Source organism: Stenotrophomonas sp. ATs4, from assembly GCF_051861585.1.
Classification (GTDB): domain Bacteria; phylum Pseudomonadota; class Gammaproteobacteria; order Xanthomonadales; family Xanthomonadaceae; genus Stenotrophomonas; species Stenotrophomonas maltophilia_AS.
This window is the reverse complement of record NZ_JBLYPK010000001.1, coordinates 289,594-313,121: the sequence shown is the minus strand read 5'-3', so window position 1 is coordinate 313,121 and position 23,528 is coordinate 289,594. Positions and strand designations below refer to the sequence as shown.

Genomic DNA, 23,528 nt, shown 5'->3' with positions numbered 1-23,528 from the left:
GTCGTCAGCCCGCCGACAGCTGGGCCAGGGCGTCAACCTGGTGCTCATGGCTGAGCCGCAGCAGCAGCGGATCGAGATCGCCGGCCAGGATGTTGGGCAGGTCGTACAGGGTCAGGCCTTCCACGCGGTGGTCGGTGATCCGGCCCTGCGGGAAGTTGTAGGTGCGGATGCGCTGGCTGCGGTCGCCGCTGCCGACCTGCAGGCGCCGCGACTCGGCCTGTGCCGCATCCTGGCGCTGGCGCTCGGCGTCCAGCAACTGCGCCTTCAGCCGCTTCATCGCCTTGTCGCGGTTGGCATGCTGGCTGCGCTCGGTCTGGCATTCCACCACCACGCCCGTGGGCACGTGGGTGATGCGGATGGCTGATTCGGTCTTGTTGACGTGCTGGCCGCCGGCACCCGAGGAGCGGAAGGTATCCACCCTCAGGTCGGCCGGGTTGATGACGATGTCATCCACTTCGTCGGCTTCGGGAATGATCGCCACGGTCGCCGCCGAGGTGTGGATGCGGCCCTGCGATTCGGTGGCCGGTACCCGCTGCACGCGGTGCGTGCCCGATTCGAACTTCAGGCGCGAGAACGCGCCACGGCCGACCACGCGCGCCACCACTTCCTTGTAGCCGCCATGCTCGCCGGGGTTGTCGGATTCGATCTCGACTTTCCAGCCCTGGCGCTCCGCATAGCGGGCGTACATGCGGAACAGGTCGCCGGCGAAGATCGCCGCTTCGTCACCGCCGGTACCGGCGCGCACTTCCAGGAACAGGTTGCCGTCGTCGCGCGGGTCGCGCGGCACCAGCAGCAGGGCCAGTTCCTGTTCCAGTTCCTGCAGGCGGGCCTGGGCGGCGGCGATTTCCTCGTCGGCCAGTTCGCGCAGGTCAGGGTCGGCACGCATGCCTTCGGCCGCGGCCAGATCGGCCTTGGCGCGGGTCTCATCGGCCAGGGCGGTGGCGATCGGCTCAAGTTGGGCGAATTCGCGCGAAAGGTCGCGGAAACGGGTGTTGTCGGCGACCACATCGGGTTCGGCGAGCAGGCGTTCCAGTTCTTCGCGGCGCTCGGCCAGCGCTTCCAGCTTACGGCGCAGGGTCGGCGTCATCGGGTCTCACGGGTGGGTGGCGGTAACCCGGCGTGGCCGGGAACAGGCGCTCGGCGGCGCGGGTCAGGTCGGCGTCGCCACTCAGCGCGGCAGCGCGCAGTGCAGCGGTCGGCGGATGCAGCAGGCGGTTGGTCAGGCCATGGGCAAGCAGTTCCAGCACTTCGTCAGCCGGCTTGCCGTTGGCCAGCTGCTGGCGTGCGCGCTCCAGCAGTTCGGTGCGTGTGGCCTCACCGAACGCGCGCAGCTGCCGCAATGGCGCCTGGTGAGCGCTGGCCTGCTGGGTTTCGACGAAGCGCGACACCTGCAGGTTGATGATCGCTTCGGCCTCGGCGGCGGCCTCACGGCGGCCACGGCGGTTGTCTTCCACCGCACGTTCGAGATCGTCCACGGTGTAAAGGAAGGCATCGTTGAGCGTGGCGACCCCCGCTTCGATGTCACGCGGCACGGCCAGGTCGAACAGCAGCATCGGCTTGTGCCGTCGCGTGCGCAACGCCTTGGCCACCATCTCGCGATGGATCACCGGCTCGCGTGCGGCAGTGGCCGAGAACACCACGTCGGCCTCGCCCAGGTGGCGGTCCAGTTCGGTCAGCGGCAGTGCCACGCCGCCGTGGCGGCTGGCCAGCTCCTGTGCATGGGCGAGGGTGCGGTTGGCGATCAGCAGCCGCCGCACCTTGCCTTCACTCAGGTGGCGTGCAGCCAGCTCGATGGTTTCGCCGGCGCCGACCAGCAGCACGGTGGAATCGTCCAGGCGCGCGAACGCGTTCTGCGCCAGTCGCACTGCAGCCGAGGCCACCGACACCGGGTTGGCGCCGACCTGGGTATCGGTGCGCGCGCGCTTGGCAACCGAGAAGGTCTGCTGGAACAACCGGTCCAGGCGCTGGCCAAGCAGGCCGTGGTCGCGCGCGGTCGACCAGGCATCCTTCACCTGGCCGAGGATCTGCGGCTCACCCAGCACCATCGAGTCCAGCCCGGTGGCGACCCGGAACAGGTGGCGCACGGCCTCGGCATCGGCATGCTGGTACAGGTAGCCCTGCAGATTGCCGGCCTGGGCGTGCAGCCACTGATCCAGCGCCTGCGCCGAGTCGGCCACCGCATACAACTCGGTGCGGTTGCAGGTGGACAGCAGCACCGCCTCGGCGATCTGCGGGGTATCGCGCAGCGAACCGAGCGCGCGCGGCAACGCCTCACCGGCGAAGGCTGCGCGTTCGCGCAGTTCCACCGGTGCGGTCTGGTGATTCAGTCCGAGCACCCACAGGGTCATTGTTCAGTTGCTTGCGATAAGCTGCTGGCCATTGGACGACATTTTAAGGCCCCGATGCCGACGATGCCCGCATTGATTCGCATCCCCAGTGTTCTGCTGCTGTCCCTGGCCTGCAGCCAGACCCTGGCGGCGGTGCCGGCCAAGGCCCCCGTACGGGCCCCGGCCACTGAGGAACTGGCGCTGGAACCGGTGATGGCCGGTGAGTTCGCCCTGCAGGCCGGAAAGCTGGCCGAGGCCGCGCGCTGGTACCTGCAGGCGGCCCAGCAGACCGACGGCGACGCCGGCCTGGCCGAGCGCGCCACCCGCATTTCCATGCTTGCCAACGACGATGCCAGCGCCGCCAAAGGCTTGGCCTTGTGGCAGCAGCGCGCCCCGCGCTCGCTGACCATGCGCAGTGCCGCCGGTGCGCTGGCCATGCGCCAGGGCGATGTGAAGGCTGCCCGCAGCGAGCTGCAGGCGCTGCTGGCCGACCCTGACGAGCGTGGTTGGAAGTTCGCCCTGGCCGCGCTGATCGGCGGCGGCCGCGACCCGGCGGTGCCCGCGCAGGTGCTGGGGGAGCTGGTCGACGCCAATGCCATTCCGTCGAAGATCGAGGCCTGGCAGGAGTTCGGCCGCCTCGCCCTGCGCATGGACAAGCCCGAACTGGCGCGGCGCATGATCGACGAAGTGGTCAAGCGCTTCCCCGAGGAGCCGCGCGTGGCCCTGCTGCGTGCCAGCCAGCTGCAGCAGGCTGGCGAGACCGGCAAGGCGCTGTCGCTGCTGCATGACGTCGAACCGAAAACCCGCCAGGACCCGGAACTGCGCAACGCGGTGGCCATCGCCTACGACAGTCTCGGCCAACCGTCCGCGGCCGAGCGCGTGCTGGCCTTCGGGCCGCAGGATGTGCAGACCTGGGGAATGCGCGCCTCGCTGCTGGCCAAGCAGGGCGACAAGGCCGCGCTGTCCAACCTCTACAACGAACTGTCGCGGCAGGCGGCCAAGCCGGACCCGGCGCAGCGCCTGCTGCTGGGCAAGATCGCCGAGTACCTGAAGCGTTACCCCGAGGCGGTGCAGTGGTACCACAGCGTGCCCGGCGGCGATGAGCTGAGCGAGGCACGCCTGCGCGCTGCCAATGCCCAGGCCCTGGCCGGGCGCCTGCCGCTGGCGCTGGATGAAGTGCACGCGATCCAGTCCGATGCGGTGGTCGACGACGACGTGCGCCGCGACGCCTACCTGCTGGAAGCGGAACTGCGTCAGCGCGCCGAGGACAGCGCGGGTGAACTGGACGCGCTGGCCCGTGGCCTGGCGGCCTATCCCGATGACAACGGCCTGCTGTACGCCCGTGCACTCACCTGGGAGCGCCGCGACGACATCCCGCGTGCCGAGGCCGACCTGCGCAAGATCCTGGTGACCGACCCGGAAAACGTGCCGGCGCTGAACGCGCTGGGCTACACCCTCGCCGACCGTACCGGCCGCTTGCAGGAAGCGCTGGAGCTGATCGACCGCGCCCGCGTGGCCGAACCGGACAATGCCGCCATCGTCGACAGCTATGGCTGGGTGCTGTATCGCCTGGGTCGCAAGGACGAGGCGCTGGTGCAGCTGCGTCGCGCCTGGACGCTGGCCAAGGATCCGGAAATCGCCTCGCACGTGGGTGAAGTGCTGTGGGTGCTGGGCAAGCATGACGAGGCACGCCATTTCTTCGACGAAGCGGCCAAGCTCGATCCCGAGAACCGCGCGCTGCTGCGCGCCCGTGAGAAATTCAATCCATGAGTGTTTCCCTGATCCGGCCGCTGTTGCTGGCGGCCGCGACCCTGGCGGTTACCGCCTGCACCACCGTGGGCACGCAGAAGACTCCGGCACCGGCCGTGGTCGAGATCGTTTCGGCCGAAGCGGCGCAGGCCGAGGCCGCACGCGTGGCTGCGTTGCAGGCACAGCCGGACTGGACCTTCCAGGGCCGGGTCGCGGTCAGCAAGGGCAAGGACGGTGGCAGCGGTCGCATCGACTGGAAGCAGGAAGGCCGCCGCTACGTGGTCGAACTGAGCGCGCCGGTGACCCGGCAGAGCTGGAAGCTGACCGGCGATACCCATTCCGAAGCGGGGCGTCTGGAAGGTCTGGCCGGTGGCCCGCGTGATGGCGAGGACGCCCAGCAGCTGCTGCTGGAGGCGACCGGCTGGGACATCCCGGTCAACCAGCTGCCGGACTGGATCCGCGGCCTGGTGGCAGGTGACGCAGCGGGTCCCGAGAAGATCGAACGTGACGGTGAAGGTCGTCCGCGTCGCATGCAGCAGATGGGCTGGCAGGTGCAGTACCTGGACTGGTACCCGGCCGAAGCCGGGCGCCCGGCCGTGCCGCGGCGGATCGAAGCCAGCAATGGCGACGCCAAGGTGCGCCTGCTGGTGGACCAGTGGGGGCAGGGCACCCCATGAATGCCGTGGTCGATGACGCGGGCTGGTCCTGGTGGCCGGCCCCGGCCAAGCTGAACCTGTTCCTGCACATCACCGGCCGCCGCGCCGATGGCTACCATGAGCTGCAGACCGTATTCCGCCTGTTGGACTGGGGCGATCGCATCGGTCTGCGCGTGCGTGAAGACGGCCAGGTGCGCCGGCAGGGCGAGGGCCTGGCCGGCGTGGCCGAGGTCGATGACCTGGCAGTGCGTGCCGCGCGCCTGCTCAAAGAAGTGGTGAATGTCGCGCAAGGTGCAGACATCATCGTTGAAAAGCATGTTTCGGCTGGCGGTGGCTTCGGTGGCGGTTCGTCCGATGCCGCCACCGTGCTGGTGGTGCTGAACCGGCTCTGGCGGGCCGGTCTGGACGAAGATGCGCTGGCCGCGCTGGGCCTGCGCCTGGGGGCGGATGTGCCGGTGTTCGTGCGCGGGCGCAATGCCTGGGCCGAGGGGGTGGGCGAGCGGCTGCAGCCGATCACGCTGGCGCCGGCCTGGTATGTCATCGCCGAGCCTGGTGTTCATGTTCCCACCCCGGCGCTGTTTGCTGATCCGGATTTGACGCGCGACTGCCCACAGGCGAAAATAGACGACTTCGCTTCCGGTGCTCTGGTCGGAAACGTGTTCGAGCCGGTTCTGCGCCGCCGCGAGCCTGCCGTAGAGGCGGTGCTTGCCGCGTTGAGCGGTATTGGCAGGGCACGTTTGACCGGGTCTGGAAGTGGTTGTTTCGTCGAGTTCGATTCGCAGGCTGCCGCAGAGCAGGGGCGAGCGAAGTTGCCGAAGGAGTTGCGGGCAAGGGTGGCAGCGGGCGTTGCACGTTCGCCACTGCTGGATGCACTCGAGCAACACTGATTCATCAATGCAGGGGCGTCGCCAAGAGGCCCAAGGCACCAGGTTTTGATCCTGGCATTCGGAGGTTCGAATCCTCCCGCCCCTGCCAATGCGGCTGTGTCCGCGCCATCCAGCGCATCGACCGCGCGGGACGTGGAAACAACCGCGGTGTTGTAAGCAGCAGGGGCCGAAGCGGTCCTTGCCGCTACCGGATCCCCGCCACTCGTCCCCGCCCGAGACAATCATGATGCAAGAGTCCCCGAACCTGCTGGTCTTTTCCGGCAACGCCAACAAACGTCTGGCGCAGAACATCTGCAAGGAACTCGGAGTACGCCCGGGCAAGGCACTGGTCTCGCACTTCTCCGATGGTGAAGTGCAGGTGGAAATCGAAGAGAACGTCCGCAAGCAGGACGTGTTCGTGATCCAGCCGACCTGCGCGCCGAGCGCGGAAAACCTGATGGAACTGCTGGTGCTGATCGACGCGCTCAAGCGCGCATCGGTGGCCAGCGTGACCGCCGTGGTGCCGTACTTCGGCTACTCGCGCCAGGATCGCCGCATGCGTTCCTCGCGCGTGCCGATCACCGCCAAGCTGGCGGCCAAGATGTTCAGCACCGCTGGCGCTGATCGCGTGCTGACCGTCGACCTGCACGCCGACCAGATCCAGGGCTTCTTCGATATCCCGGTGGACAACGTGTATGCGTCCCCGCTGCTGCTGGCCGACATCTGGCGCGCCTACGGCACCGAGAACCTGATCGTGGTATCGCCGGACGTGGGTGGCGTGGTCCGCGCCCGTGCGGTGGCCAAGCGCCTCGACGACGCCGACCTGGCGATCATCGACAAGCGCCGCCCGCGCGCCAACGTCTCCACCGTGATGAACATCATCGGTGACGTCGAAGGCAAGACCTGCGTGATGGTCGATGACATCGTCGATACCGCCGGCACCCTGTGCGCCGCTGCCGCAGCCCTGAAGGCGCGTGGTGCGCTCAAGGTCGCCGCCTACTGCACCCACGCGGTGCTGTCGGGCCCGGCGGTGGACAACATCACCAATTCCCAGCTCGACGAGCTGGTGGTGACCGACACCATCCCGCTGAAGGACGCAGCGCGGGTGTGCAGCAAGATCCGCCAGCTGAGCGTGGCGGAAATGCTGGCCGAGACGATGCGCCGCATCGCCTTCGGTGAGTCGGTCAGCTCGCTGTACGTCGACTGATTTTTCGTCCCCGCCGGCAACGGCAGGGACACACCGGGCACTTCTGGTCGCGGAAGTGCCTTCAACCGCCAAGCCGCAAGGCAAGGCAACAACCTGAGTAGTCGAAAATGTCGAAGACCCATGAAATCAAGGTCACCAAGCGTGAACTGCAGCGTAAGGGTGCGAGCCGCCGCCTGCGTCACGCCGGTGTGATCCCGGCGATCGTGTACGGCGGCAACGCCGAGCCGGTCGCCATCAGCCTGGACCACAATGAAATCTGGCTGGCCCAGCAGAACGAGTGGTTCTATGCCTCGATCCTGGACCTGAACCTGGACGGCCAGGTGCAGAAGGTGCTGCTGCGTGACATGCAGCGCCATCCGTACAAGCAGCTGATCATGCACCTGGACTTCCTGCGCGTGAACGAGAACGAGAAGCTGACCGCTTCGGTTCCGCTGCACTTCGTCAACGAAGACACCTCGCCGGCTGGCAAGGCTGCCGACGTCGTGGTTGCCCACGAACTGAAGGAAGTGACCATCAGCTGCCTGCCGAAGGACCTGCCGGAGTCGATCGAAGTCGACCTGGGCGAGCTGAAGGCCGGTGACATCGTCTACCTGTCCGACATCAAGCTGCCGAAGGGCGTGGAAATCCCGGCGCTGGCGCTGGGCAAGGACCACGACGACGCCATCGTCACCGCCAAGCACGGCAAGGAAGACGCTGCCGACGCTGAAGCACCGGCTGCCGAGTAATACAGTGGCGGTGCCTGCCTGCGGGCAGGCACCGTTCTGGAAGGAACCATGGCAGGACTGCGACTGATCGTCGGTCTGGGCAACCCCGGATCGGAACACGCCCGGACCCGGCACAATGCCGGGTTTCATTTCGTTGAGGCCCTGGCTGAAAAAGCCGGTGCGCGATGGAATGTGGACAGCAAGCTGTTCGGCGAGACCGCCAAGGTCGACATTGCCGGGCAGACGGTGTGGCTGCTCAAGCCCGCCACCTTCATGAACCTCAGTGGCAAGTCGGTCACCGCCGCACAGCGGTTCTGGAAGATCGAGCCGGAAGAGACCCTGCTGGCCCACGACGAACTGGACCTGGCGCCCGGCGTGGCGCGGCTGAAGTTCGACGGTGGCCACGGTGGCCAGAACGGCCTGCGCGACACCATCCGGTTGCTCGGCCACGGCAAGTTCCATCGCCTGCGCGTGGGCATCGGCCACCCCGGCCACAAGGATCGCGTGGTGGGCTGGGTGCTCGGCCGCCCGTCGAAAGATGACGATGTGCTGATCGCGCGCGCCATCGATGATGCGATCGACGTGATGCCGCTGGCGGTACAGGGCGATTTCAGCGAAGCGATGAAGCGGCTGCACACCCCGAAATAACCGGTCCGGTGGGTACCGACCGTTGGTCGGTACGGAAACAACCAGACCGGTAGGTGCCGACCGTTGGTCGGTACGGAGAATGATTGGAAAAGCAGCGCCCACCTCGCTGCTTCCCCAATCACTTTCACCCCAGAGAGCTGTCACCCATGGGTATCAAATGCGGCATCGTCGGCCTGCCCAACGTCGGCAAGTCGACCCTGTTCAATGCGCTGACCAAGGCGGGTATCGCCGCGGCGAACTTCCCGTTCTGCACCATCGAGCCGAACGTCGGCATCGTGCCGGTGCCGGATCCGCGCCTGAACGAGCTGGCAGCGATCATCAACCCGCAGAAGGTCATCCCGACCGCGGTCGAGTTCGTCGACATCGCCGGCCTGGTGGCCGGTGCCGCCAGTGGTGAAGGCCTGGGCAACAAGTTCCTGGCGCACATCCGCGAAGTCGATGCGATCACCCACGTGGTGCGTTGCTTCGAAAACGCCGACGTCATCCACGTCAACAACAAGGTCGACCCGATTTCGGATATCGAAACCATCGATACCGAGCTGGCGCTGGCCGACCTGGACAGTGTCGAGAAGGCGCTGAACCGTGCCGAGCGCGCCGCCAAGGGCGGTGACAAGGACGCAGCGGCGCGCAAGCCGGTGCTGGCCAAGCTGCAGGCTGCGCTGTCGGACGGCAAGTCCGGTCGTTCGGTCGGCCTGGACGAGGAAGAGAAGGCGCTGGTACGTGACCTGTTCCTGCTGACCCTGAAGCCGGTGATGTACATCGCCAACGTGCTGGAAGATGGCTTCGAGAACAACCCGCACCTGGACGCGGTGCGCGCCCACGCCGCCGCCGAAGGCGCGCAGGTGGTGCCGGTGTCGGCCGCGATCGAAGAAGAGCTGTCCCAGCTTGATGACGAAGACCGCGACACCTTCCTGGCCGACCTCGGCCTGAGCGAGCCGGGCCTGAACCGCGTGATCAACGCGGCCTACAGCCTGCTCGGCCTGCAGACCTACTTCACTGCTGGCGTGAAGGAAGTCCGTGCGTGGACCGTGCGCAAGGGCGCCACCGCCCCGCAGGCTGCTGCGGTCATCCATACCGACTTCGAGAAGGGCTTCATCCGCGCTGAAACCATCGCGTATGACGACTTCATCAAGTACAAGGGCGAAGCTGGCGCCAAGGAAGCCGGTCGCCTGCGCCTGGAAGGCAAGGAATACCGCGTGCAGGAAGGCGACATCCTGCACTTCCGCTTCAACGTCTGATCCAGCGGCATCGGATCGACCCCGGACGCCCCGCCTTGTGCGGGGCGTTCGCGTTTCCGGTGATGGACAAAAAAACACCACGTTGCGAAACGCTTGCGGTGTGATGTTCGCCGGCACTTGTCCACAGCAAACTCCCATCGCTTTCCACGCTGGATGTGGAAAACCGGGCGTACCTCTGTGGAGCCGAGCCCACACTCGACTCAGATTGCCATCAGCCGAGCATGGGCTCGCCCCTACAGGACTTTCCCGCGCAGCATGGACAAATTTTCACCACACTTCGAAACGCTTGCGTGGCAGCACTCACAGCCACTTGTCCACACCTAGTTCCCATCGCTTTCCACGGTGCATGTGGAAAACCCGGATTCTGCCTGGACAATAAATGGCCACCCTTCGAAACCATTGCCGTGCATGGCTCGCGCGGACTTGTCCACACCAAACCCCCATCGCTTTCCACGACGGATGTGGAAAACACGCAGATGCCTGCGACAGGGTGCTGGCTCGGATGACGCCCGGAAGAGTGCGCAATGGATCGGCTCAGTGGGCGGCACGCACCCGATCGTGTCGTACGATGGAGCGGCATCGCCGCGCAACATCCCCACTGCTTCCCTGCAGGAACACTCGATGGAGTTCCCCATGTTCAGCCACATCACCGTGGGTACCAACGATCTGGACAAAGCATCCACCTTCTACGATGCCCTGCTGACGCCGCTTGGCATGCGTCGCCGTCCGGTTACGCCCGATGGTGGACCTGCCGCCGCGTGCTGGGTGACTGCGCACGCGGCACTGCCGCGCTTCTACGTCTACTCGCCCTATGACCGCGAGCCGGCAGGCCACGGAAACGGCAGCATGGTGGCCTTCCTCGCACCTTCCCAGGAGGCGGTGGATGCAGCCCATGCGGCAGGTGTTGCCGCAGGCGGGACCGACGATGGTGCACCAGGGCTGCGGCCGCACTACGGGCCAGGCTACTACGGTGCCTATCTACGCGATCCCGACGGCAATAAATGCCATGTCGTCCATCGCGGCGATCTGACCTAGATCGCCGCTGGGCCAACGTCCGGCGCCCTGCTGCAGCCCACGTCCTGGCACGCTCCCTACCGGTCGTCTTCCTGCGTCTGCGCCTTGCGGATCATCCACTCGCGCGGAATCCGTTTCCAGCGATAGTGCTGCAGCTGCAGCGCGTGGATGGGAGCAGCCGCGGCAATCTCCAGACGCTCCGGCTCACGGTCACGCTCCCATTCCAGGGCGGTACCGTAAGGGGATGTGGCGTCGGCAGCCGTTGCGTCCCGAGGCGCATGGGCCAGGGCGATGGGTATGTTCCTTCCCTGCGCATCCAGTGCGGTGGCCGTGGTCCACACCCCCTCGCGTTCGGTCTTGTCCACCGCCGCCTGTACGAGCGTGGCCCGCCGGTCGGAACCCCACGTGATACGCATCCGCGTGTTTGTCTTTGACTGCTGGCCGCGGGGTACACGTTCTCCTGCATCCTTCGTGTAGCGCTCCAGGTCAACCGCGAGGCGGATGGCCGACAGCCCTTCCAGCTGCTCGGCGCGCGTATTGATGGATAGCCGGAATGGGAAGCCGACGTCGTTTTCATCGGTACGTGGTGCCCCGGCGATCATCCAGCGCTGTACGACCGGCACCGGCTGCAACCCTGGCAGCGGCCTACCCTTGGCATCGAGCAGCTCGACGCCGCGCAACCAGGCCATCATCGGGAACCATTCACTGTCCGCCGCAGCGTGGCGTTCATGCTCCGGCACCGGCATGTGCAGCCGGATCACCGGGCGGGCTGCACGGTGGTCGTCGTCGGTGGAAAACCGCAGGCCCGCTTCAAGTTCCGCCAAGGTGGTGCGGTCAAGTGTTCCGGCAGGGATCGGCTCTGCTGCCACCTGTGGATAGGCCGCCGGGTCGTTGCTGGGCGAGGAGAAGGGCGGACGTTCGATCAGTTCCTGCAGCAGCGCGTCGTAGCGCTGCCTGGACTCACGTTCATCGGCGTCGAGCAGCGGGTCGGTACTCACCCTTGCCACATACAGATCCCTCTCCAGAGCTGGCGTGTCGCCCTGCTCGTCCACCGAAAGTGCATAGCGTGCCTCAACCGGCATGCCATCGCTGCGCTGCAGGACCTGGCGCCCCTTGCCGCTGACCCGCGAACCGGAAACAACGACATCCAGAAGCACGCTGCGCTCGGTGAGCGCGAGCACCTGCTGTTGGATGGTCATGTCGCCCAGGTCGGTGGATGTGTCCTGGCGGACGATCTTCTGGCCGATCCGCAGGGGAACCGGCAGGTCCGTTGGCACGAGTCCGCCAACGCGACGTTGTGACGCCAGCTGGGCGGCCAGTTGCGGAGCGTGCTTCACGGCGTGCTGCCAGGCCGATGGATCGACCGCGTGTACATCGCGTACCGCACCATCGGCGGCGAGCGTCATTTCAAAGCCGGTGTCGAGCAGCGCCGTGATCGATCCGTCGTCAGCGGCCGTCGGATCGAGCCGCAATGAGTTTGCGGAGAAGCCGGTGCCGCGCTGCTCGCTCCAGATGACGCGGGTCCGCAGTCGCCGCTCGCTGCCGACTGCACCGTCCATGCGGAGGGCGGTGAACGATCGATCTTCGAATGCACCGGCTCCGCTGTCGGGCAGGCGGATGTTTGAGGCAGCAAAGTAGATCGCCTCTTCGCTGGCGGCAGATGCGTGGGTGGACGCCAGCAGCGCCATGCCCAGCAGAGCGCGGCGCGGCATGGCCATCGACAAGGTCATGCTTCGGTGGCGGAGGCGCGTCATGGTGCGTGCTGCCCGCCCACCGGGACACCTGTCGATGCATCTGCCGGCCTGGGCGCGATCATGCTGCCTTTCATCGGGGCACCCTGCGGTGCATCGCCTTCCAGAACAACAAGGGTTCCGGCATCGTGCACGCTCGTGGTGGCCGCCGTTGATCGGTATCCCTCGCGGCAGGCAGGGTTCACCACGCGCTCCCAACCGCCGGAGCCTGAGCAGCTGAAGCATCCTGAAAGGAGCAGCGGTGCGGTGGCGCAGGCAACAAGCCTTGCGAAGAATCTGCTGTGCGGTCCATGCATGTACTGCTCCTGGGGCTGCATCCGGGTGGATGGCCAGGCGGTGCCTGGCATCTGCGGGATTGTAGGGGGCGGGTATCATCGCGCACCCATGCCGCGGCCCGGTACGAAGAGAGCCTCGACCCTGGCCATGCTTCAGGAGGGGGTAAGAAAAACCCCCGCCGAAGCGGGGGTTCCTGTACTGCAGGTCAAGCCCTGTTACAGCGCGCTGCCACCGAACTTGTGGGTGTACTGCAGGTTGATGGTACGGCCGACGCTGTCGAACCAGGACACGTCGTAGTACGGATACGCGGTGTACGTGGCGTCCTTCGGCGGCATCTTGTTGAACACGTTGACCACCGACAGCGACAGGCGCGAGTGGTCGTCGAAGCGGTACTGCAGCGAGGCGTTGTAACGGTAGGTCGCCTTGATGTACGGGCTGTCACCGCTGTCCCACTTGAACACCTGGTCGTAGCTGTCCGAGGTCGGCAGCTTGCCCAGGCGCGAACCATAGACCGTGGCCGACCACGCGTCCTTCTCCCAGGTCACGCTGAGGCTGGTCTTGGTGCGCGGGATGTCGAAGTTGCTGTTGACCGCGAACTGGTCCTGGGTCGGATCCCCCGGGTAGCGCTGGAAGTCGTGCTTCTTCACCCAGGTGTGGGTGCCGTTGAGGATGAAGTCGCCGATACCGGTCTGCAGGCGATAGCGCAGGCCGACGTCGATGCCGGAGGTGGACTCGCGGGCGACGTTGATCGGCGCTACGCGCACGCCGTACAGGCGGCCATCACTGGTGCGAGTGATGCGGTCGAGCGCGTCCACGCAGGTCGGCGAAGTGATGTCGGCACTGCCGAGGCGGCAGTTCGCTTCGCTGGCCAGGATCGTGCGCACGTCCATGTCCTGCACCTGCTTGCGCATGTCGATATCGAACCAGTCCACCGACAGGTCCAGGCCGATCGCCGGTGACCAGACCAGGCCGGCGCTCCACGAGGTGCTGGTTTCCGGGTCGAGCTGGCGGTTGCCGGTGCGGCTGCGGATCAGGTTGCGTTCGTAGTCCGAACAGTCGGTGGCGCCGTCGGCGCGGCAGCTGTACAGGTCCTCAGCGGTCGTTTCGTCGTTGCCCGGGCCGGCGAACACGTAGTGCAGGTCCGGTGCACGGAACGCGGTGCCATACGAGCCGCGTACCAGCAGGGTGTCGATCGGGCGCCATTCCAGGCCGCCGCTCCAGGTGGCCTTGCCGATGGTGTTGCCGGAATAGCGGTACTGGTCGTAGCGACCGGCCACGCTCAGGTTGACCGTCTCGTGCAGCGGCATGCGCAGCTCGGCGGCAGTGGCCCAGCGGTTGCGCGAACCCTTGCCGTCCGAATCCTTCCAGCTGTAGTAGTAGTACTGGGTGGCCAGCGGATCAGGATTCAGCGAGTACGCCTGCTGGCCCACTTCCACGGTCGCGGCGAAACCGGCGTCGCCACCGGGCAGGCCGAACAGTGCGGAATTGGTCAGCGTGAACGCAGCCGTCTCGGTGCGCGACTTCGGGGTGTAGGTGGTGCGCGCGGCGATCGAATCGTACTCGGCGCGGGTCAGTGGCCGGTACAGGCGTGACGGGTCGGCGTTGTAGATCGGGAAACCGTCGTCGTCCACGCCCAGCTGCGGGCCCAGGAACAGGTCGTTGGCCTTGGCGGCGATGATCTGCGCCCAGCTGATCCGCGACTGGTACTGCGAATGGCTCAGGGCCGCTTCGTAGTCCCAGTTGCCGATCAGGTTGCCCTTGAAGCCGGTGGTCACGCTGAGGGTCTTCTGCGTGCTGCGCACCATCGCGTTGCGCAGGCCGCCCATTTCCTCGGGCGAGAACTGCCGCTGCCAGAACTCGATCTCGCCGGTGGCCTGGTTGTTGAAGTAACCCGACTCATTGCCGTTGGCGTCCATCCGGCCCCACTTGGTGACATCGCGCATCAGCGACATCGTGTGGTAGCCCAGCTGCACGTCGGCGAACCATTGCTGGCCATTGTCGAAGTCGTAGCTCAACGACGCATAGCCGTTGGCACCGCGGCGCTTGCTGAGGATGGTGCCGTAGCCGATCGAGCTGTCGCTGCCGCAGTAGTAGCCATACTTCGGGCGATAGGCACGGTAGGTGCTGCCCTGGTTCTGCCCGGCCAGCGCTTCGCAGGTGGCCGCGCCCGGGTCCAGATAGTCGTCGTTGTAATCGGTGCGCAGGTAGGCGCGGCGGGCGATGCGCGAGCCCTCGGTCGGCCCGTCCTGGGTCGAATCCTGGATGTCGCGCTCGTAGGCCCACAGCGGCGTCTGCGATTGCAGTTCAACGCTGTACACCGCATTGAAGTTGCCGTGGCTGAAGCCGCTGGCAATGCTCACGTCGAACGACTCGCCACCGCCTTCGCTGGTGGTGCCCATGCGCATGTCGACGGTGGTGCCGTCGGCCTTCTTCTTCAGGATGAAGTTGACCACGCCGGCGATCGCATCCGATCCATAAATTGCCGACGCGCTGCCGGTCAGCACTTCGATGCGCTCGATCATGCCCAACGGGATGTTGGAGACGTCGGTGAAGTTGCTGCGGCCCTTGAACGGCATCGGGAAGTCGGCGATGCGGCGGCCATTGACCAGCACCAGCGTGTGGTTCGGGCCAAGACCGCGCAGGTCCACCTGCTGGGCGCCCGGCGAGAAGTCGGCACCGCTGGAAGACTGCTGGCTCTGCGTCTCACCGCCGTTCTGGGTCATCGACCGCAGCACGTCGGGCACGGTGGTGAAGCCGCTGGAGCGGATCTGCTCGGCGCTGATCACCGTGATCGGGGCGGGGCCTTCAACCTGGGCGCGCGGAATGCGCGAACCGGTGACCTGCACCGCGTCCAGCTGTTGAACCGAAGAGGAAGCCGGAGCCTGGGCCGCCGCGGAAGCAGCCACGCCCATCAACGCCAGCTGGATCGACCACGCCATCGCCTTTCTACGCATGAGAAATTCTCGGAAATGAAGCCGGCCCGCAGAGGAGGGGCCCTGTCCCCCATTCAGATTTCTGGAATGGGCGCGCGCATTTAACGCCTTTTTTATGTCCTTGACTACTGGGTTTCTATCTGGCAAAGAGTGAAAACGCTTGCAAGTCGATTTTGTTCAGGGAGATCAAGATGCGGCGCCTCCATCGGACGCTATGTGCCCCCTTCGCCTGGTTGGCCCTGCTGGCGTTGGCCTGGCCGCTGGCGGCGCCTGCGCAGGACCTTCAGGGTCCCGGCTTCGCCTACTACGAGGTCGGCGACCTGGAAGCGCCCCGACCCGGCCCGCGCGCGCCGGCAATGATGCTGATGGGCGGTGGCGAGTGGGTGCCTGAGGCCTTCCAGTGGTGGCTGAAGCAGGCCGGCAACGGCCGTGTGCTGATCCTGCGCGCGTCGGGCCGCGATGAGTTGCAGGACCGCCTGTACCGCGACATCGGCGGCACTACCGCCGTGCAGACCCTGGTGTTCGACAGCCGCCGCGGCGCAGACGATCCGGCCGTACTGCGCGTGGTCGCGGCGGCTGACGCCATCTTCATTGCCGGTGGTGACCAGTCGCGCTATATCCGCTTCTGGAAAGGCACCGCACTCAACCGCGCACTCAATGCCCACGTGCGCGCCGGCAAACCGATTGCCGGCACCAGTGCCGGGCTGGCGATCCTGGGGGGCTACGCCTATGGTGCGTTGGATGGCGGCAGCATCACCTCCGCCGGTGCGCTGGCCGACCCGATGGGCAGCGCGGTGACCATGGACAGCGGCTTCCTGCAGATGCCCTATCTGCAGCGTGTGGTTACTGATACCCACTTCGACAAGCGCGACCGCCTCGGTCGCCTGATTGTGTTCGTCGCCCGTGCCGTACAGGACAGTGGCGACCCGGACATTGTCGGCATCGGTGTCGACGAGGACACCGCCCTGTGCGTGGAGCCGGATGGCCAAGCGCAGGTCTACAGCGCCGACGGCGAGGGCAAGGTCTGGGTGGTCAGCCCCGGTCGTGATGCCGATCGCCTGGTCGAAGGGGAGCCGCTGCGCTTCCACGCCGTGCCGGTGACCGTGGTGGCCAGCGGCAGCCGAATGCGCCTGGACGACTTCCAGGCAGACGTGGACTACCAGGCCATGGCCGAGATCGACGACGGCCAGATCGAAATCACGCGCCGGTAGCGCCGGGCCATGCCCGGCGGCCTTGCCGCGCTGCGCCTTCCGCCGGGCATGGCCCGGCGCTACCGAACTACATTTCCCTGGAGACGTATCCGATGAAACTGCGCCTGGCGCTGTCCACACTGTTGTCCCTGCCACTGATCGCCCAGGCCGCGCCGGCCACCTCGCCGCTGCTGGTCATCCATGGTGGAGCAGGTGTCGAGCGCAAGGACCTGTCGCCGGCGGAAGAGAAGGCCGCTCGTGACGCATTGAGTGCGGCCCTGCGGAAGGGACATGCGGAGCTGGCAGCGGGTCGCCCGGCGCTGGCCGCAGTCACTGCCGCGATCACTGTGCTGGAAGACGATCCGACCTTCAACGCCGGGAAGGGCGCGGTATTCACCCATGACGGCCACAACGAGCTGGATGCGGCTGTCATGGACGGCGCGACCCAGGCCGCAGGTGCGGTAGCCGGTGTGCAGCGGGTGCGCAATCCGATCTTGTTGGCGCAGACGGTGATGCAGAAGTCCAGGCACGTGATGATGGTGGGGCAGGGCGCCGAGTCCTTCGCGGTGGAGCAGGGCATGACCCTGGTCGATCCCTCGTACTTCCGGACCGACAAGCGCTGGCAGCAGCTGCAGCGTGCGCTGAAGGAGGAGGCCAGCGGCCAGGCCCATGCCGACCTGGAGACCGCAAAGCACTTTGGCACCGTCGGGGCAGTCGCGCTCGATACGCAGGGCCATCTTGCCGCCGGCACCTCCACCGGTGGCATGACCAACAAGCGCTACGGCCGTGTGGGCGACTCGCCGATCATTGGTGCCGGCACCTGGGCCGATGCCCGCTGTGCGGTGTCCGGGACGGGGTGGGGTGAGTACTACATCCGTACTGCGGCCGCGCACGAGATCTGTGCACGCGTGCGCTACCTGGGGCAGACGCCGGAACAGGCCGGCAAGGGTGTGATCAACGAGACGATCCCGCAGATGGGGGGCGACGGCGGGGCGATCGTGCTCGCTGCGGACGGGAAAATGGCCACGCCGTTCAACACCCAGGGCATGTACCGGGGCTGGATCGGGGCCGACGGAATTCCCCATGTCGCAATTTTCGCCAGCGAGTCGCTGCCGGTGCCCGGGCAATAGCCTTGCGTATCAATGGCTTTGCGACGCATGTGAAAAAAAGTGAAAAAAAGCGTTGACAGGCCCCCGCTTCATCTCCAGAATTGCGGGCTCACCACCACACACCGCAACGCTTCGGCGGCACGGAATGGGGTGGTAAGGAGGGATACCCAAGCGGCCAACGGGGGCAGACTGTAAATCTGCTGGCTTACGCCTTCGGTGGTTCGAATCCACCTCCCTCCACCAGTTTCACGTTGTGACATTCCCGGCGCGGGAGTAGTTCAATGGTAGAACCTCAGCCTTCCAAGCTGATGGTGCGGGTTCGATTCCCGTCTCCCGCTCCATTGAATGAACTTTGAATATTATCGAGTTCATGTCATAATGCAAAACTCGGCTCACGTAGCTCAGTCGGTAGAGCACTTCCTTGGTAAGGAAGAGGCCGAAGGTTCGATTCCTTTCGTGAGCACCATCTTAAGCACCACCTCTCAGACGAATTCGAGATAAGCAGCCATGGCCAAGGGTAAGTTCGAGCGCACCAAGCCGCACGTCAATGTCGGCACCATCGGTCACGTCGACCACGGCAAGACCACGCTGACCGCCGCACTGACCAAGATCGGTGCCGAGCGCTTCGGTGGCGAGTTCAAGGACTACTCCTCGATCGACGCCGCGCCGGAAGAAAAGGCACGTGGCATCACGATCTCGACCGCGCACGTCGAATACGAATCCGAGAAGCGTCACTACGCCCACGTTGACTGCCCGGGCCATGCTGACTACGTCAAGAACATGATCACCGGTGCTGCCCAGATGGACGGCGCGATCCTGGTCTGCTCGGCCGCTGACGGCCCGATGCCGCAGACCCGCGAGCACATCCTGCTGTCGCGTCAGGTCGGCGTGCCGTACATCGTCGTGTTCATGAACAAGGCCGACATGGTTGACGACGCCGAGCTGCTCGAGCTGGTCGAGATGGAGCTCCGTGAGCTGCTGAGCAAGTACGACTTCCCGGGTGACGACACCCCGATCATCGCGGGTTCGGCCCGTCTGGCGCTGGAAGGCGACCAGAGCGAGATCGGCGTGCCGGCCATCCTGAAGCTGGTCGAGGCGCTGGACACCTGGATCCCGGAGCCGGAGCGTGCGATCGACAGGCCGTTCCTGATGCCGGTGGAAGACGTGTTCTCGATCTCGGGCCGCGGCACCGTGGTGACCGGTCGTATCGAGCGCGGCATCATCAAGGTCGGCGACGAAATCGAAATCGTCGGTATCCGTCCGGTGCAGAAGACCACCGTGACCGGCGTTGAAATGTTCCGCAAGCTGCTGGACCAGGGTCAGGCAGGCGACAACGCTGGCCTGCTGCTGCGCGGCACCAAGCGTGACGACGTCGAGCGTGGCCAGGTCCTGGCCAAGCCGGGTTCGATCAAGCCGCACACCAAGTTCGAAGGCGAAGTGTACGTGCTGTCGAAGGATGAGGGCGGCCGTCACACCCCGTTCTTCAACGGCTACCGTCCGCAGTTCTACTTCCGTACCACCGACATCACCGGTGCAGCCCAGCTGCCGGAAGGCGTCGAGATGGTGATGCCGGGTGACAACGTCAAGATGGTCGTTACCCTGATCAACCCGGTGGCAATGGACGAAGGCCTGCGCTTCGCCATCCGCGAAGGCGGCCGTACCGTCGGCGCCGGCGTGGTCTCGAAGATCATCGAGTAAGCCTGCAGTACCGGCGGTTGCATAGCGCCGCCGGTTACGCGAATGGCGGGCCGGGAACCTCGGTCCGCCTTCGCCGTCTAAGGGAAGGCAAGTTTTAAAACGTACGCCAGTAGCTCAATTGGCAGAGCAGCGGTCTCCAAAACCGCAGGTTGGGGGTTCGAGTCCCTCCTGGCGTGCCATCTGCCCACCTTATCCAGCGGCCTGGGCCGCTAAAGCAGACACAGCCGGATGAATAGCAAGATCGAACATTCCAAAGACAACTCCGCCAGCGGTGGGGATATCGTCAAGTACGTTGCCGCATCACTGCTGGTGCTGGCCGGTCTGTTCGTCTGGTTCTGGTTCTCTGCCGATTCCGGTCGCGCTACCCAGCTGGGTACGTGGACGGGTCAGCTGCGTGCGTTGGCGGTCGTGGTCGGTCTGGTTGGCGGTATCGGCGTGTTCATGCTGACCGGCAAGGGGCGCGACACCCGCGAATTCCTCTCCGAGTCGCGCTTCGAACTGCGCAAGGTGGTCTGGCCGACGCGCCAGGAAGCCATCCGCATGACCTGGGTCGTGATGGTGGTGGTAACCATTCTCAGTCTTCTGCTGGGTGGGTTCGATTACGTCATTCAGTGGCTTGTTCAGTTGTTCCTGAGCCGCTAAGGAGAATTGCATGAAGCGTTGGTACGTCGTTCACGCCTATTCGGGCTTCGAGAAGTCGGTGGCGCAGGCCCTGCGCGACCGCATCGTCCGTGACGGCATGGAAGAGCGCTTCGGCGACGTCCTGGTTCCGACCGAGGAAGTGATCGAAATGCGCGCCGGCCAGAAGCGCCGTTCCGAGCGCAAGTTCTTCCCGGGTTACGTGCTGGTCCAGATCGAGACCCACGAAGAGGCCGGCATCCCGCGCATCGACAACGAAAGCTGGCATCTGGTCAAGGAAACCCCGCGCGTCATGGGCTTCATCGGCGGTACCGCCGATCGTCCGCTGCCGATCGCTGACTCCGAGGCCGAAGCCATCCTGAACCGCGTTCAGGAAGGTGTCGAGAAGCCGCGTCCGAAGGTGCTGTTCGAGCCGGGTCAGATGGTCCGTGTCACCGACGGCCCGTTCAACGATTTCAATGGCGTCGTCGAAGAAGTCAACTACGAGAAGAGCCGTCTGCGCGTCTCGGTGTTGATCTTCGGCCGTGCTACCCCGGTCGAGCTCGAGTTCGGCCAGGTCGAAAAGGCCGTCTGACCTGTATTGTAGGGTCGAGCCATGCTCGACTCCGCGGTCCGGATGGTGTGGTAGTCGAGCAAGGCTCGACTCTACAGAAAGGCAAGCCGGGCTCAGCCCGGTTTCGTTCGTTTATGTGCCGCTTCAGGCATGTGAAGAAAAAACCTGATATAGTGCGCGGCTCCCCGCTGGGAAGCCAGCAGGACGAGGCCGCCGCAAGGTGGCCTTCAGCATGATTTCAAAACGCGATGCCGGGACGCGTGATTCCCGGTCCGATGGGGAGCCTGTTGTCGCAAGGCGCTAGCACCCGGAGAGCATACTCATGGCAAAGAAAGTTGTCGGTTACATCAAGCTGCAGGTGAAGGCCGGTCAGGCCAACCCCTCGCCGCCGGTCGGTCCTGCGCTGGGTCAGCGCGGCCTGAACATCATGGAATTCTGCAAGGCGTTCAACGCTGCCACGCAGAAGCTCGAGCCGGGTCTGCCGGTTCCGGTGATCATCACGGCCTATTCGGACCGTACGTTCACCTTCATCACCAAGAGCACCCCGGCCACCACTCTGCTGAAGAAGGCCGCTGGCATCTCGTCGGGCTCCAAGCGCCCGAACACCGAGAAGGTCGGCAAGGTCACCCGTAAGCAGCTGGAAGAGATCGCCAAGGCGAAGGAACCGGATCTGACTGCCGCCGATCTGGACGCCGCCGTGCGTACCATCGCTGGCTCTGCCCGTTCCATGGGCCTCGTGGTGGAGGGTTAAGAAGATGGCACAGACCAAGCGTGAGAAGGCCATCAAGGCCGCCGTCGTTCCGGGCAAGGCATACGCCTTCGAGGACGCGATCAACATCCTGAAGACCGCCACCAAGGCCAAGTTCGTCGAGTCCATCGACGTTTCCGTGCGCCTGGGCGTCGATGCGAAGAAGTCCGACCAGCAGGTCCGTGGCTCCACCGTGCTGCCGGCGGGTACCGGCAAGTCGGTCCGCGTCGCTGTCTTCGCTCCGGCCGGTGCCAAGGCTGACGAAGCCCTGGCCGCTGGCGCCGAAGCCGTCGGTATGGACGATCTGGCCGAGAAGATGCAGGCCGGCGATCTGAACTACGACGTCGTCATCGCGACCCCGGACGCCATGCGCGTCGTCGGTAAGCTGGGCACCGTGCTGGGCCCGCGCGGCCTGATGCCGAACCCGAAGGTCGGCACCGTTTCCCCGAACCCGGGTGAAGCCGTGAAGAATGCCAAGTCGGGTCAGGTGCGTTACCGCACCGACAAGGCCGGCATCATCCACTGCACCATCGGCAAGGCCGACTTCGCCGAAGACGCGCTGAAGTCGAACCTGACCGCGCTGCTGCTGGACCTGATCAAGGCCAAGCCGGCCACCTCGAAGGGCACCTACCTGCAGAAGGTTTCGGTCAGCTCGACGATGGGCCCGGGCGTCACCGTCGACCAGTCGTCGCTGACCCTGAAGTAATTGTTTCAAGCGGTCACGATGCCCTGGGTGCCGTGACCGTGACATTTGAAGGCATCGCCGGCAGCACATCGCCGGTGGTAGCCGTCAAAGACCGCAGGCGCGGTCATGGCAATACCGGCGACGGGCACGGAAGCTCGAACTGGCAGGGAGTCGCCGCCGGAGCAGTCATGAGCGCTTAATCGATTCTTCGGAATCACCCTGCGTAGATGGTGCCCTTCTGGAGTTTTTCTGGTTTACGCATTTCTGGGATTTCCCTGATTGCCTCCAGGTCTGGAACGGCCCACCCCCCGGAGCATCATTCCGATGTTCCCGGCGTCCAGGACGGATGCCGCACAGGACCGCACACGGCAGGAGCCGTAAGCGGAGTTCAATAGGAGGAGTGCAATGGCTCTCAATCTGTCCCAGAAGCAAGAAGTAGTCGCGGAGCTGGCAGACATCGCCGCCAAGGCCCACTCCTTGATCGCAGCCGAATACGCTGGCACCACGGTCGCTCAGATGACCGCGATGCGCAAGCAGGCGCGTGAAACCGGCGTTTTCTTGAAAGTTGTCAAGAACACCCTGGCGTCGCGTGCTGTTGAAGGCACCGAGTTCGCATGTGCACAGGACAAGCTGGTTGGTCCGCTGCTGTACGCGTTCTCGCTTGAGGAGCCCGGCGCTGCCGGTCGCCTGATCAAGGATGCCGCCAAGGGCAACGACAAGCTGCAGGCCAAGGTCGTCGCCATCGGCGGCGAAGTGTTCCCGGCAAGCCATGTCGACGTGTTGGCCTCGCTGCCGACCCGCGACCAGGCGCTGGCAATGCTGGCACGCGTCCTGACCGAGCCGGTCACGATGTTCGCCCGCGCCATCAAGGCAATCGGCGACAAGCAGAATGGTGGCGACGTCGCCGCCGACGCTGCTGAACCGGCCGCCGAGACCGCTTGAGTTTCGACTAATCGTGGTTCCTGACGGAACCTCAATCCAGAAAAACATCCAAAGGTAATTATCATGTCCCTTACCAACGAACAGATCGTCGACGCCATCGCCGAGAAGTCCCTGATGGAAGTGATGGAGCTGGTCAAGGCCATCGAAGAGAAGTTCGGCGTCTCCGCCGCTGCTCCGGTTGCCGTGGCTGCTGCCGCTGGCCCGGCCGCTGCTGTTGAAGAGCAGACCGAGTTCACCGTCACCCTGAAGTCGGCCGGCGACAAGAAGGTCGAAGTCATCAAGGCCGTCCGCGCCATCACCGGCCTGGGCCTGAAGGAAGCGAAGGACCTGGCCGAAGCCGGTGGCATCCTGAAGGATGCCGCTTCGAAGGACGAAGCCGAGAAGATGAAGAAGGACCTGGAAGCTGCTGGCGCGACTGTCGAAGTCAAGTAAGCACTTCCTTTGCATCGTCATCGATTCACGGCGATGCAGCCAAGGCTGGGGGCGTAAGCCCCCGGCCTTTGGTCGTTGTTGCGGTGCTGTAGATCCATGCCATGCGTGGATGTAAAAAGCGGCAAAAAGCCCAACACGGGCTGCAGTCAAACCCCGATCGGCC

Annotated in this window: 21 protein-coding genes and 5 tRNA genes; 22 read left to right on the top strand and 4 right to left on the bottom strand. The window is 65.2% G+C overall.

The genetic code is table 11. The features are described 5' to 3' along the window. Positions 1 to 4: 4 nt before the first annotated feature. Positions 5 to 1,087 carry a peptide chain release factor 1 gene (prfA, locus tag ABR323_RS01590; RefSeq protein ID WP_439447949.1) on the bottom strand — a complete coding sequence of 361 codons (1,083 nt, stop codon included), beginning with the start codon at positions 1,085 to 1,087 and terminating at the stop codon, positions 5 to 7. Next, on the bottom strand, positions 1,065 to 2,348 hold the full coding sequence (gene hemA / locus ABR323_RS01585) for a glutamyl-tRNA reductase (RefSeq protein ID WP_439447948.1): 1,284 nt from the start codon (positions 2,346 to 2,348) through the stop codon (positions 1,065 to 1,067). The genes prfA and hemA overlap by 23 nt, the downstream gene beginning before the upstream one ends. 63 nt (positions 2,349 to 2,411) lie before the next feature. On the opposite strand from hemA, the gene ABR323_RS01580 reads away from it, so the two are divergent. The 9 genes from ABR323_RS01580 (at position 2,412) to ABR323_RS01540 (ending at position 10,430) form a co-directional block, all read left to right on the top strand. Next, complete coding sequence (locus ABR323_RS01580) at positions 2,412 to 4,097, top strand: tetratricopeptide repeat protein (protein WP_439447947.1); 1,686 nt, start codon at positions 2,412 to 2,414, stop codon at positions 4,095 to 4,097. Next, complete coding sequence (lolB, locus tag ABR323_RS01575; RefSeq protein ID WP_439447946.1) at positions 4,094 to 4,753, top strand: lipoprotein insertase outer membrane protein LolB; 660 nt, start codon at positions 4,094 to 4,096, stop codon at positions 4,751 to 4,753. Before ABR323_RS01580 ends, lolB begins: the two co-directional genes overlap by 4 nt. Next, complete coding sequence (gene ispE / locus ABR323_RS01570) at positions 4,750 to 5,619, top strand: 4-(cytidine 5'-diphospho)-2-C-methyl-D-erythritol kinase (RefSeq protein WP_439447945.1); 870 nt, start codon at positions 4,750 to 4,752, stop codon at positions 5,617 to 5,619. The genes lolB and ispE overlap by 4 nt, the downstream gene beginning before the upstream one ends. An 11-nt stretch (positions 5,620 to 5,630) precedes the next feature. Then, positions 5,631 to 5,707: transfer RNA gene (locus ABR323_RS01565), tRNA-Gln, on the top strand. 138 nt (positions 5,708 to 5,845) lie between these two features. Further along, positions 5,846 to 6,805 (top strand): ribose-phosphate diphosphokinase, encoded by a 960-nt coding sequence (locus ABR323_RS01560; RefSeq protein ID WP_005415400.1) that lies wholly within the window; start codon positions 5,846 to 5,848, stop codon positions 6,803 to 6,805. 107 nt (positions 6,806 to 6,912) lie between these two features. Then, a complete protein-coding gene (locus ABR323_RS01555; RefSeq protein WP_135272421.1) occupies positions 6,913 to 7,530 on the top strand; it encodes a 50S ribosomal protein L25/general stress protein Ctc in 618 nt (205 codons plus the stop codon). A 48-nt stretch (positions 7,531 to 7,578) separates the two neighbouring features. Beyond that, positions 7,579 to 8,157 (top strand): aminoacyl-tRNA hydrolase, encoded by a 579-nt coding sequence (gene pth / locus ABR323_RS01550; protein WP_135272422.1) that lies wholly within the window; start codon positions 7,579 to 7,581, stop codon positions 8,155 to 8,157. 146 nt (positions 8,158 to 8,303) lie between these two features. Then, positions 8,304 to 9,395: a redox-regulated ATPase YchF gene (ychF, locus tag ABR323_RS01545; protein ID WP_004144978.1), complete on the top strand. Its 1,092-nt coding sequence runs from the start codon at positions 8,304 to 8,306 to the stop codon at positions 9,393 to 9,395. Between the two features lie 633 nt (positions 9,396 to 10,028). Further along, positions 10,029 to 10,430 (top strand): VOC family protein, encoded by a 402-nt coding sequence (locus ABR323_RS01540; protein WP_439447944.1) that lies wholly within the window; start codon positions 10,029 to 10,031, stop codon positions 10,428 to 10,430. A 56-nt stretch (positions 10,431 to 10,486) separates the two neighbouring features. Here the strand turns inward: ABR323_RS01540 and ABR323_RS01535 are convergent, their stop codons facing one another. Together ABR323_RS01535 and ABR323_RS01530 are read right to left on the bottom strand one after the other, a co-directional pair. Next, positions 10,487 to 12,163 carry a hypothetical protein gene (locus ABR323_RS01535; protein ID WP_439447943.1) on the bottom strand — a complete coding sequence of 559 codons (1,677 nt, stop codon included), beginning with the start codon at positions 12,161 to 12,163 and terminating at the stop codon, positions 10,487 to 10,489. Positions 12,164 to 12,651: 488 nt separating this feature from the next. Continuing rightward, a complete protein-coding gene (locus ABR323_RS01530; RefSeq protein WP_439447942.1) occupies positions 12,652 to 15,390 on the bottom strand; it encodes a TonB-dependent receptor plug domain-containing protein in 2,739 nt (912 codons plus the stop codon). A gap of 170 nt (positions 15,391 to 15,560) precedes the next feature. Between ABR323_RS01530 and ABR323_RS01525 the strand changes: the two genes are divergently transcribed. The 13 genes from ABR323_RS01525 to rplL all read left to right on the top strand — a co-directional run bounded on the left by ABR323_RS01525 (position 15,561) and on the right by rplL (position 23,365). After that, positions 15,561 to 16,580: a cyanophycinase gene (locus ABR323_RS01525; protein ID WP_135272426.1), complete on the top strand. Its 1,020-nt coding sequence runs from the start codon at positions 15,561 to 15,563 to the stop codon at positions 16,578 to 16,580. Between the two features lie 92 nt (positions 16,581 to 16,672). Further along, entirely contained in the window at positions 16,673 to 17,689 is a 1,017-nt protein-coding gene (locus ABR323_RS01520) for an isoaspartyl peptidase/L-asparaginase family protein (protein ID WP_439447941.1), read from the top strand. A gap of 136 nt (positions 17,690 to 17,825) precedes the next feature. Continuing rightward, positions 17,826 to 17,911 (top strand) — tRNA-Tyr (locus ABR323_RS01515). A gap of 24 nt (positions 17,912 to 17,935) precedes the next feature. Next, positions 17,936 to 18,009: transfer RNA gene (locus tag ABR323_RS01510), tRNA-Gly, on the top strand. Between the two features lie 49 nt (positions 18,010 to 18,058). Continuing rightward, positions 18,059 to 18,134: transfer RNA gene (locus ABR323_RS01505), tRNA-Thr, on the top strand. A 41-nt stretch (positions 18,135 to 18,175) separates the two neighbouring features. Continuing rightward, positions 18,176 to 19,366: an elongation factor Tu gene (gene tuf / locus ABR323_RS01500; RefSeq protein ID WP_439447934.1), complete on the top strand. Its 1,191-nt coding sequence runs from the start codon at positions 18,176 to 18,178 to the stop codon at positions 19,364 to 19,366. 103 nt (positions 19,367 to 19,469) lie between these two features. Continuing rightward, positions 19,470 to 19,545: transfer RNA gene (locus ABR323_RS01495), tRNA-Trp, on the top strand. A 49-nt stretch (positions 19,546 to 19,594) separates the two neighbouring features. After that, entirely contained in the window at positions 19,595 to 20,008 is a 414-nt protein-coding gene (gene secE / locus ABR323_RS01490; RefSeq protein WP_135272429.1) for a preprotein translocase subunit SecE, read from the top strand. Between the two features lie 10 nt (positions 20,009 to 20,018). Beyond that, positions 20,019 to 20,579, top strand: a complete 561-nt coding sequence (nusG, locus tag ABR323_RS01485) for a transcription termination/antitermination protein NusG (protein ID WP_004145203.1) — start codon at positions 20,019 to 20,021, stop codon at positions 20,577 to 20,579. 301 nt (positions 20,580 to 20,880) lie between these two features. Continuing rightward, positions 20,881 to 21,309, top strand: a complete 429-nt coding sequence (rplK, locus tag ABR323_RS01480) for a 50S ribosomal protein L11 (RefSeq protein WP_004145248.1) — start codon at positions 20,881 to 20,883, stop codon at positions 21,307 to 21,309. Positions 21,310 to 21,313: 4 nt separating this feature from the next. Next, positions 21,314 to 22,012 carry a 50S ribosomal protein L1 gene (rplA, locus tag ABR323_RS01475; protein WP_004145250.1) on the top strand — a complete coding sequence of 233 codons (699 nt, stop codon included), beginning with the start codon at positions 21,314 to 21,316 and terminating at the stop codon, positions 22,010 to 22,012. A gap of 384 nt (positions 22,013 to 22,396) precedes the next feature. Then, positions 22,397 to 22,933: a 50S ribosomal protein L10 gene (gene rplJ / locus ABR323_RS01470; RefSeq protein ID WP_089238991.1), complete on the top strand. Its 537-nt coding sequence runs from the start codon at positions 22,397 to 22,399 to the stop codon at positions 22,931 to 22,933. Between the two features lie 63 nt (positions 22,934 to 22,996). Then, positions 22,997 to 23,365, top strand: a complete 369-nt coding sequence (gene rplL, locus ABR323_RS01465) for a 50S ribosomal protein L7/L12 (protein ID WP_439447940.1) — start codon at positions 22,997 to 22,999, stop codon at positions 23,363 to 23,365. Positions 23,366 to 23,528 lie beyond the last annotated feature (163 nt).

Bases quoted from the DNA above. Each gene is read 5' to 3' on its own strand.
- prfA (WP_439447949.1), bottom strand. From the start codon at position 1,087: ATGACGCCGACCCTGCGCCGTAAGCTGGAAGCGCTGGCCGAGCGCCGC.
- hemA (WP_439447948.1), bottom strand. From the start codon at position 2,348: ATGACCCTGTGGGTGCTCGGACTGAATCACCAGACCGCACCGGTGGAA.
- ABR323_RS01580 (WP_439447947.1), top strand. From the start codon at position 2,412: ATGCCCGCATTGATTCGCATCCCCAGTGTTCTGCTGCTGTCCCTGGCC.
- lolB (WP_439447946.1), top strand. From the start codon at position 4,094: ATGAGTGTTTCCCTGATCCGGCCGCTGTTGCTGGCGGCCGCGACCCTG.
- ispE (WP_439447945.1), top strand. From the start codon at position 4,750: ATGAATGCCGTGGTCGATGACGCGGGCTGGTCCTGGTGGCCGGCCCCG.
- ABR323_RS01560 (WP_005415400.1), top strand. From the start codon at position 5,846: ATGCAAGAGTCCCCGAACCTGCTGGTCTTTTCCGGCAACGCCAACAAA.
- ABR323_RS01555 (WP_135272421.1), top strand. From the start codon at position 6,913: ATGTCGAAGACCCATGAAATCAAGGTCACCAAGCGTGAACTGCAGCGT.
- pth (WP_135272422.1), top strand. From the start codon at position 7,579: ATGGCAGGACTGCGACTGATCGTCGGTCTGGGCAACCCCGGATCGGAA.
- ychF (WP_004144978.1), top strand. From the start codon at position 8,304: ATGGGTATCAAATGCGGCATCGTCGGCCTGCCCAACGTCGGCAAGTCG.
- ABR323_RS01540 (WP_439447944.1), top strand. From the start codon at position 10,029: ATGTTCAGCCACATCACCGTGGGTACCAACGATCTGGACAAAGCATCC.
- ABR323_RS01535 (WP_439447943.1), bottom strand. From the start codon at position 12,163: ATGACGCGCCTCCGCCACCGAAGCATGACCTTGTCGATGGCCATGCCG.
- ABR323_RS01530 (WP_439447942.1), bottom strand. From the start codon at position 15,390: ATGCGTAGAAAGGCGATGGCGTGGTCGATCCAGCTGGCGTTGATGGGC.
- ABR323_RS01525 (WP_135272426.1), top strand. From the start codon at position 15,561: ATGCGGCGCCTCCATCGGACGCTATGTGCCCCCTTCGCCTGGTTGGCC.
- ABR323_RS01520 (WP_439447941.1), top strand. From the start codon at position 16,673: ATGAAACTGCGCCTGGCGCTGTCCACACTGTTGTCCCTGCCACTGATC.
- tuf (WP_439447934.1), top strand. From the start codon at position 18,176: ATGGCCAAGGGTAAGTTCGAGCGCACCAAGCCGCACGTCAATGTCGGC.
- secE (WP_135272429.1), top strand. From the start codon at position 19,595: ATGAATAGCAAGATCGAACATTCCAAAGACAACTCCGCCAGCGGTGGG.
- nusG (WP_004145203.1), top strand. From the start codon at position 20,019: ATGAAGCGTTGGTACGTCGTTCACGCCTATTCGGGCTTCGAGAAGTCG.
- rplK (WP_004145248.1), top strand. From the start codon at position 20,881: ATGGCAAAGAAAGTTGTCGGTTACATCAAGCTGCAGGTGAAGGCCGGT.
- rplA (WP_004145250.1), top strand. From the start codon at position 21,314: ATGGCACAGACCAAGCGTGAGAAGGCCATCAAGGCCGCCGTCGTTCCG.
- rplJ (WP_089238991.1), top strand. From the start codon at position 22,397: ATGGCTCTCAATCTGTCCCAGAAGCAAGAAGTAGTCGCGGAGCTGGCA.
- rplL (WP_439447940.1), top strand. From the start codon at position 22,997: ATGTCCCTTACCAACGAACAGATCGTCGACGCCATCGCCGAGAAGTCC.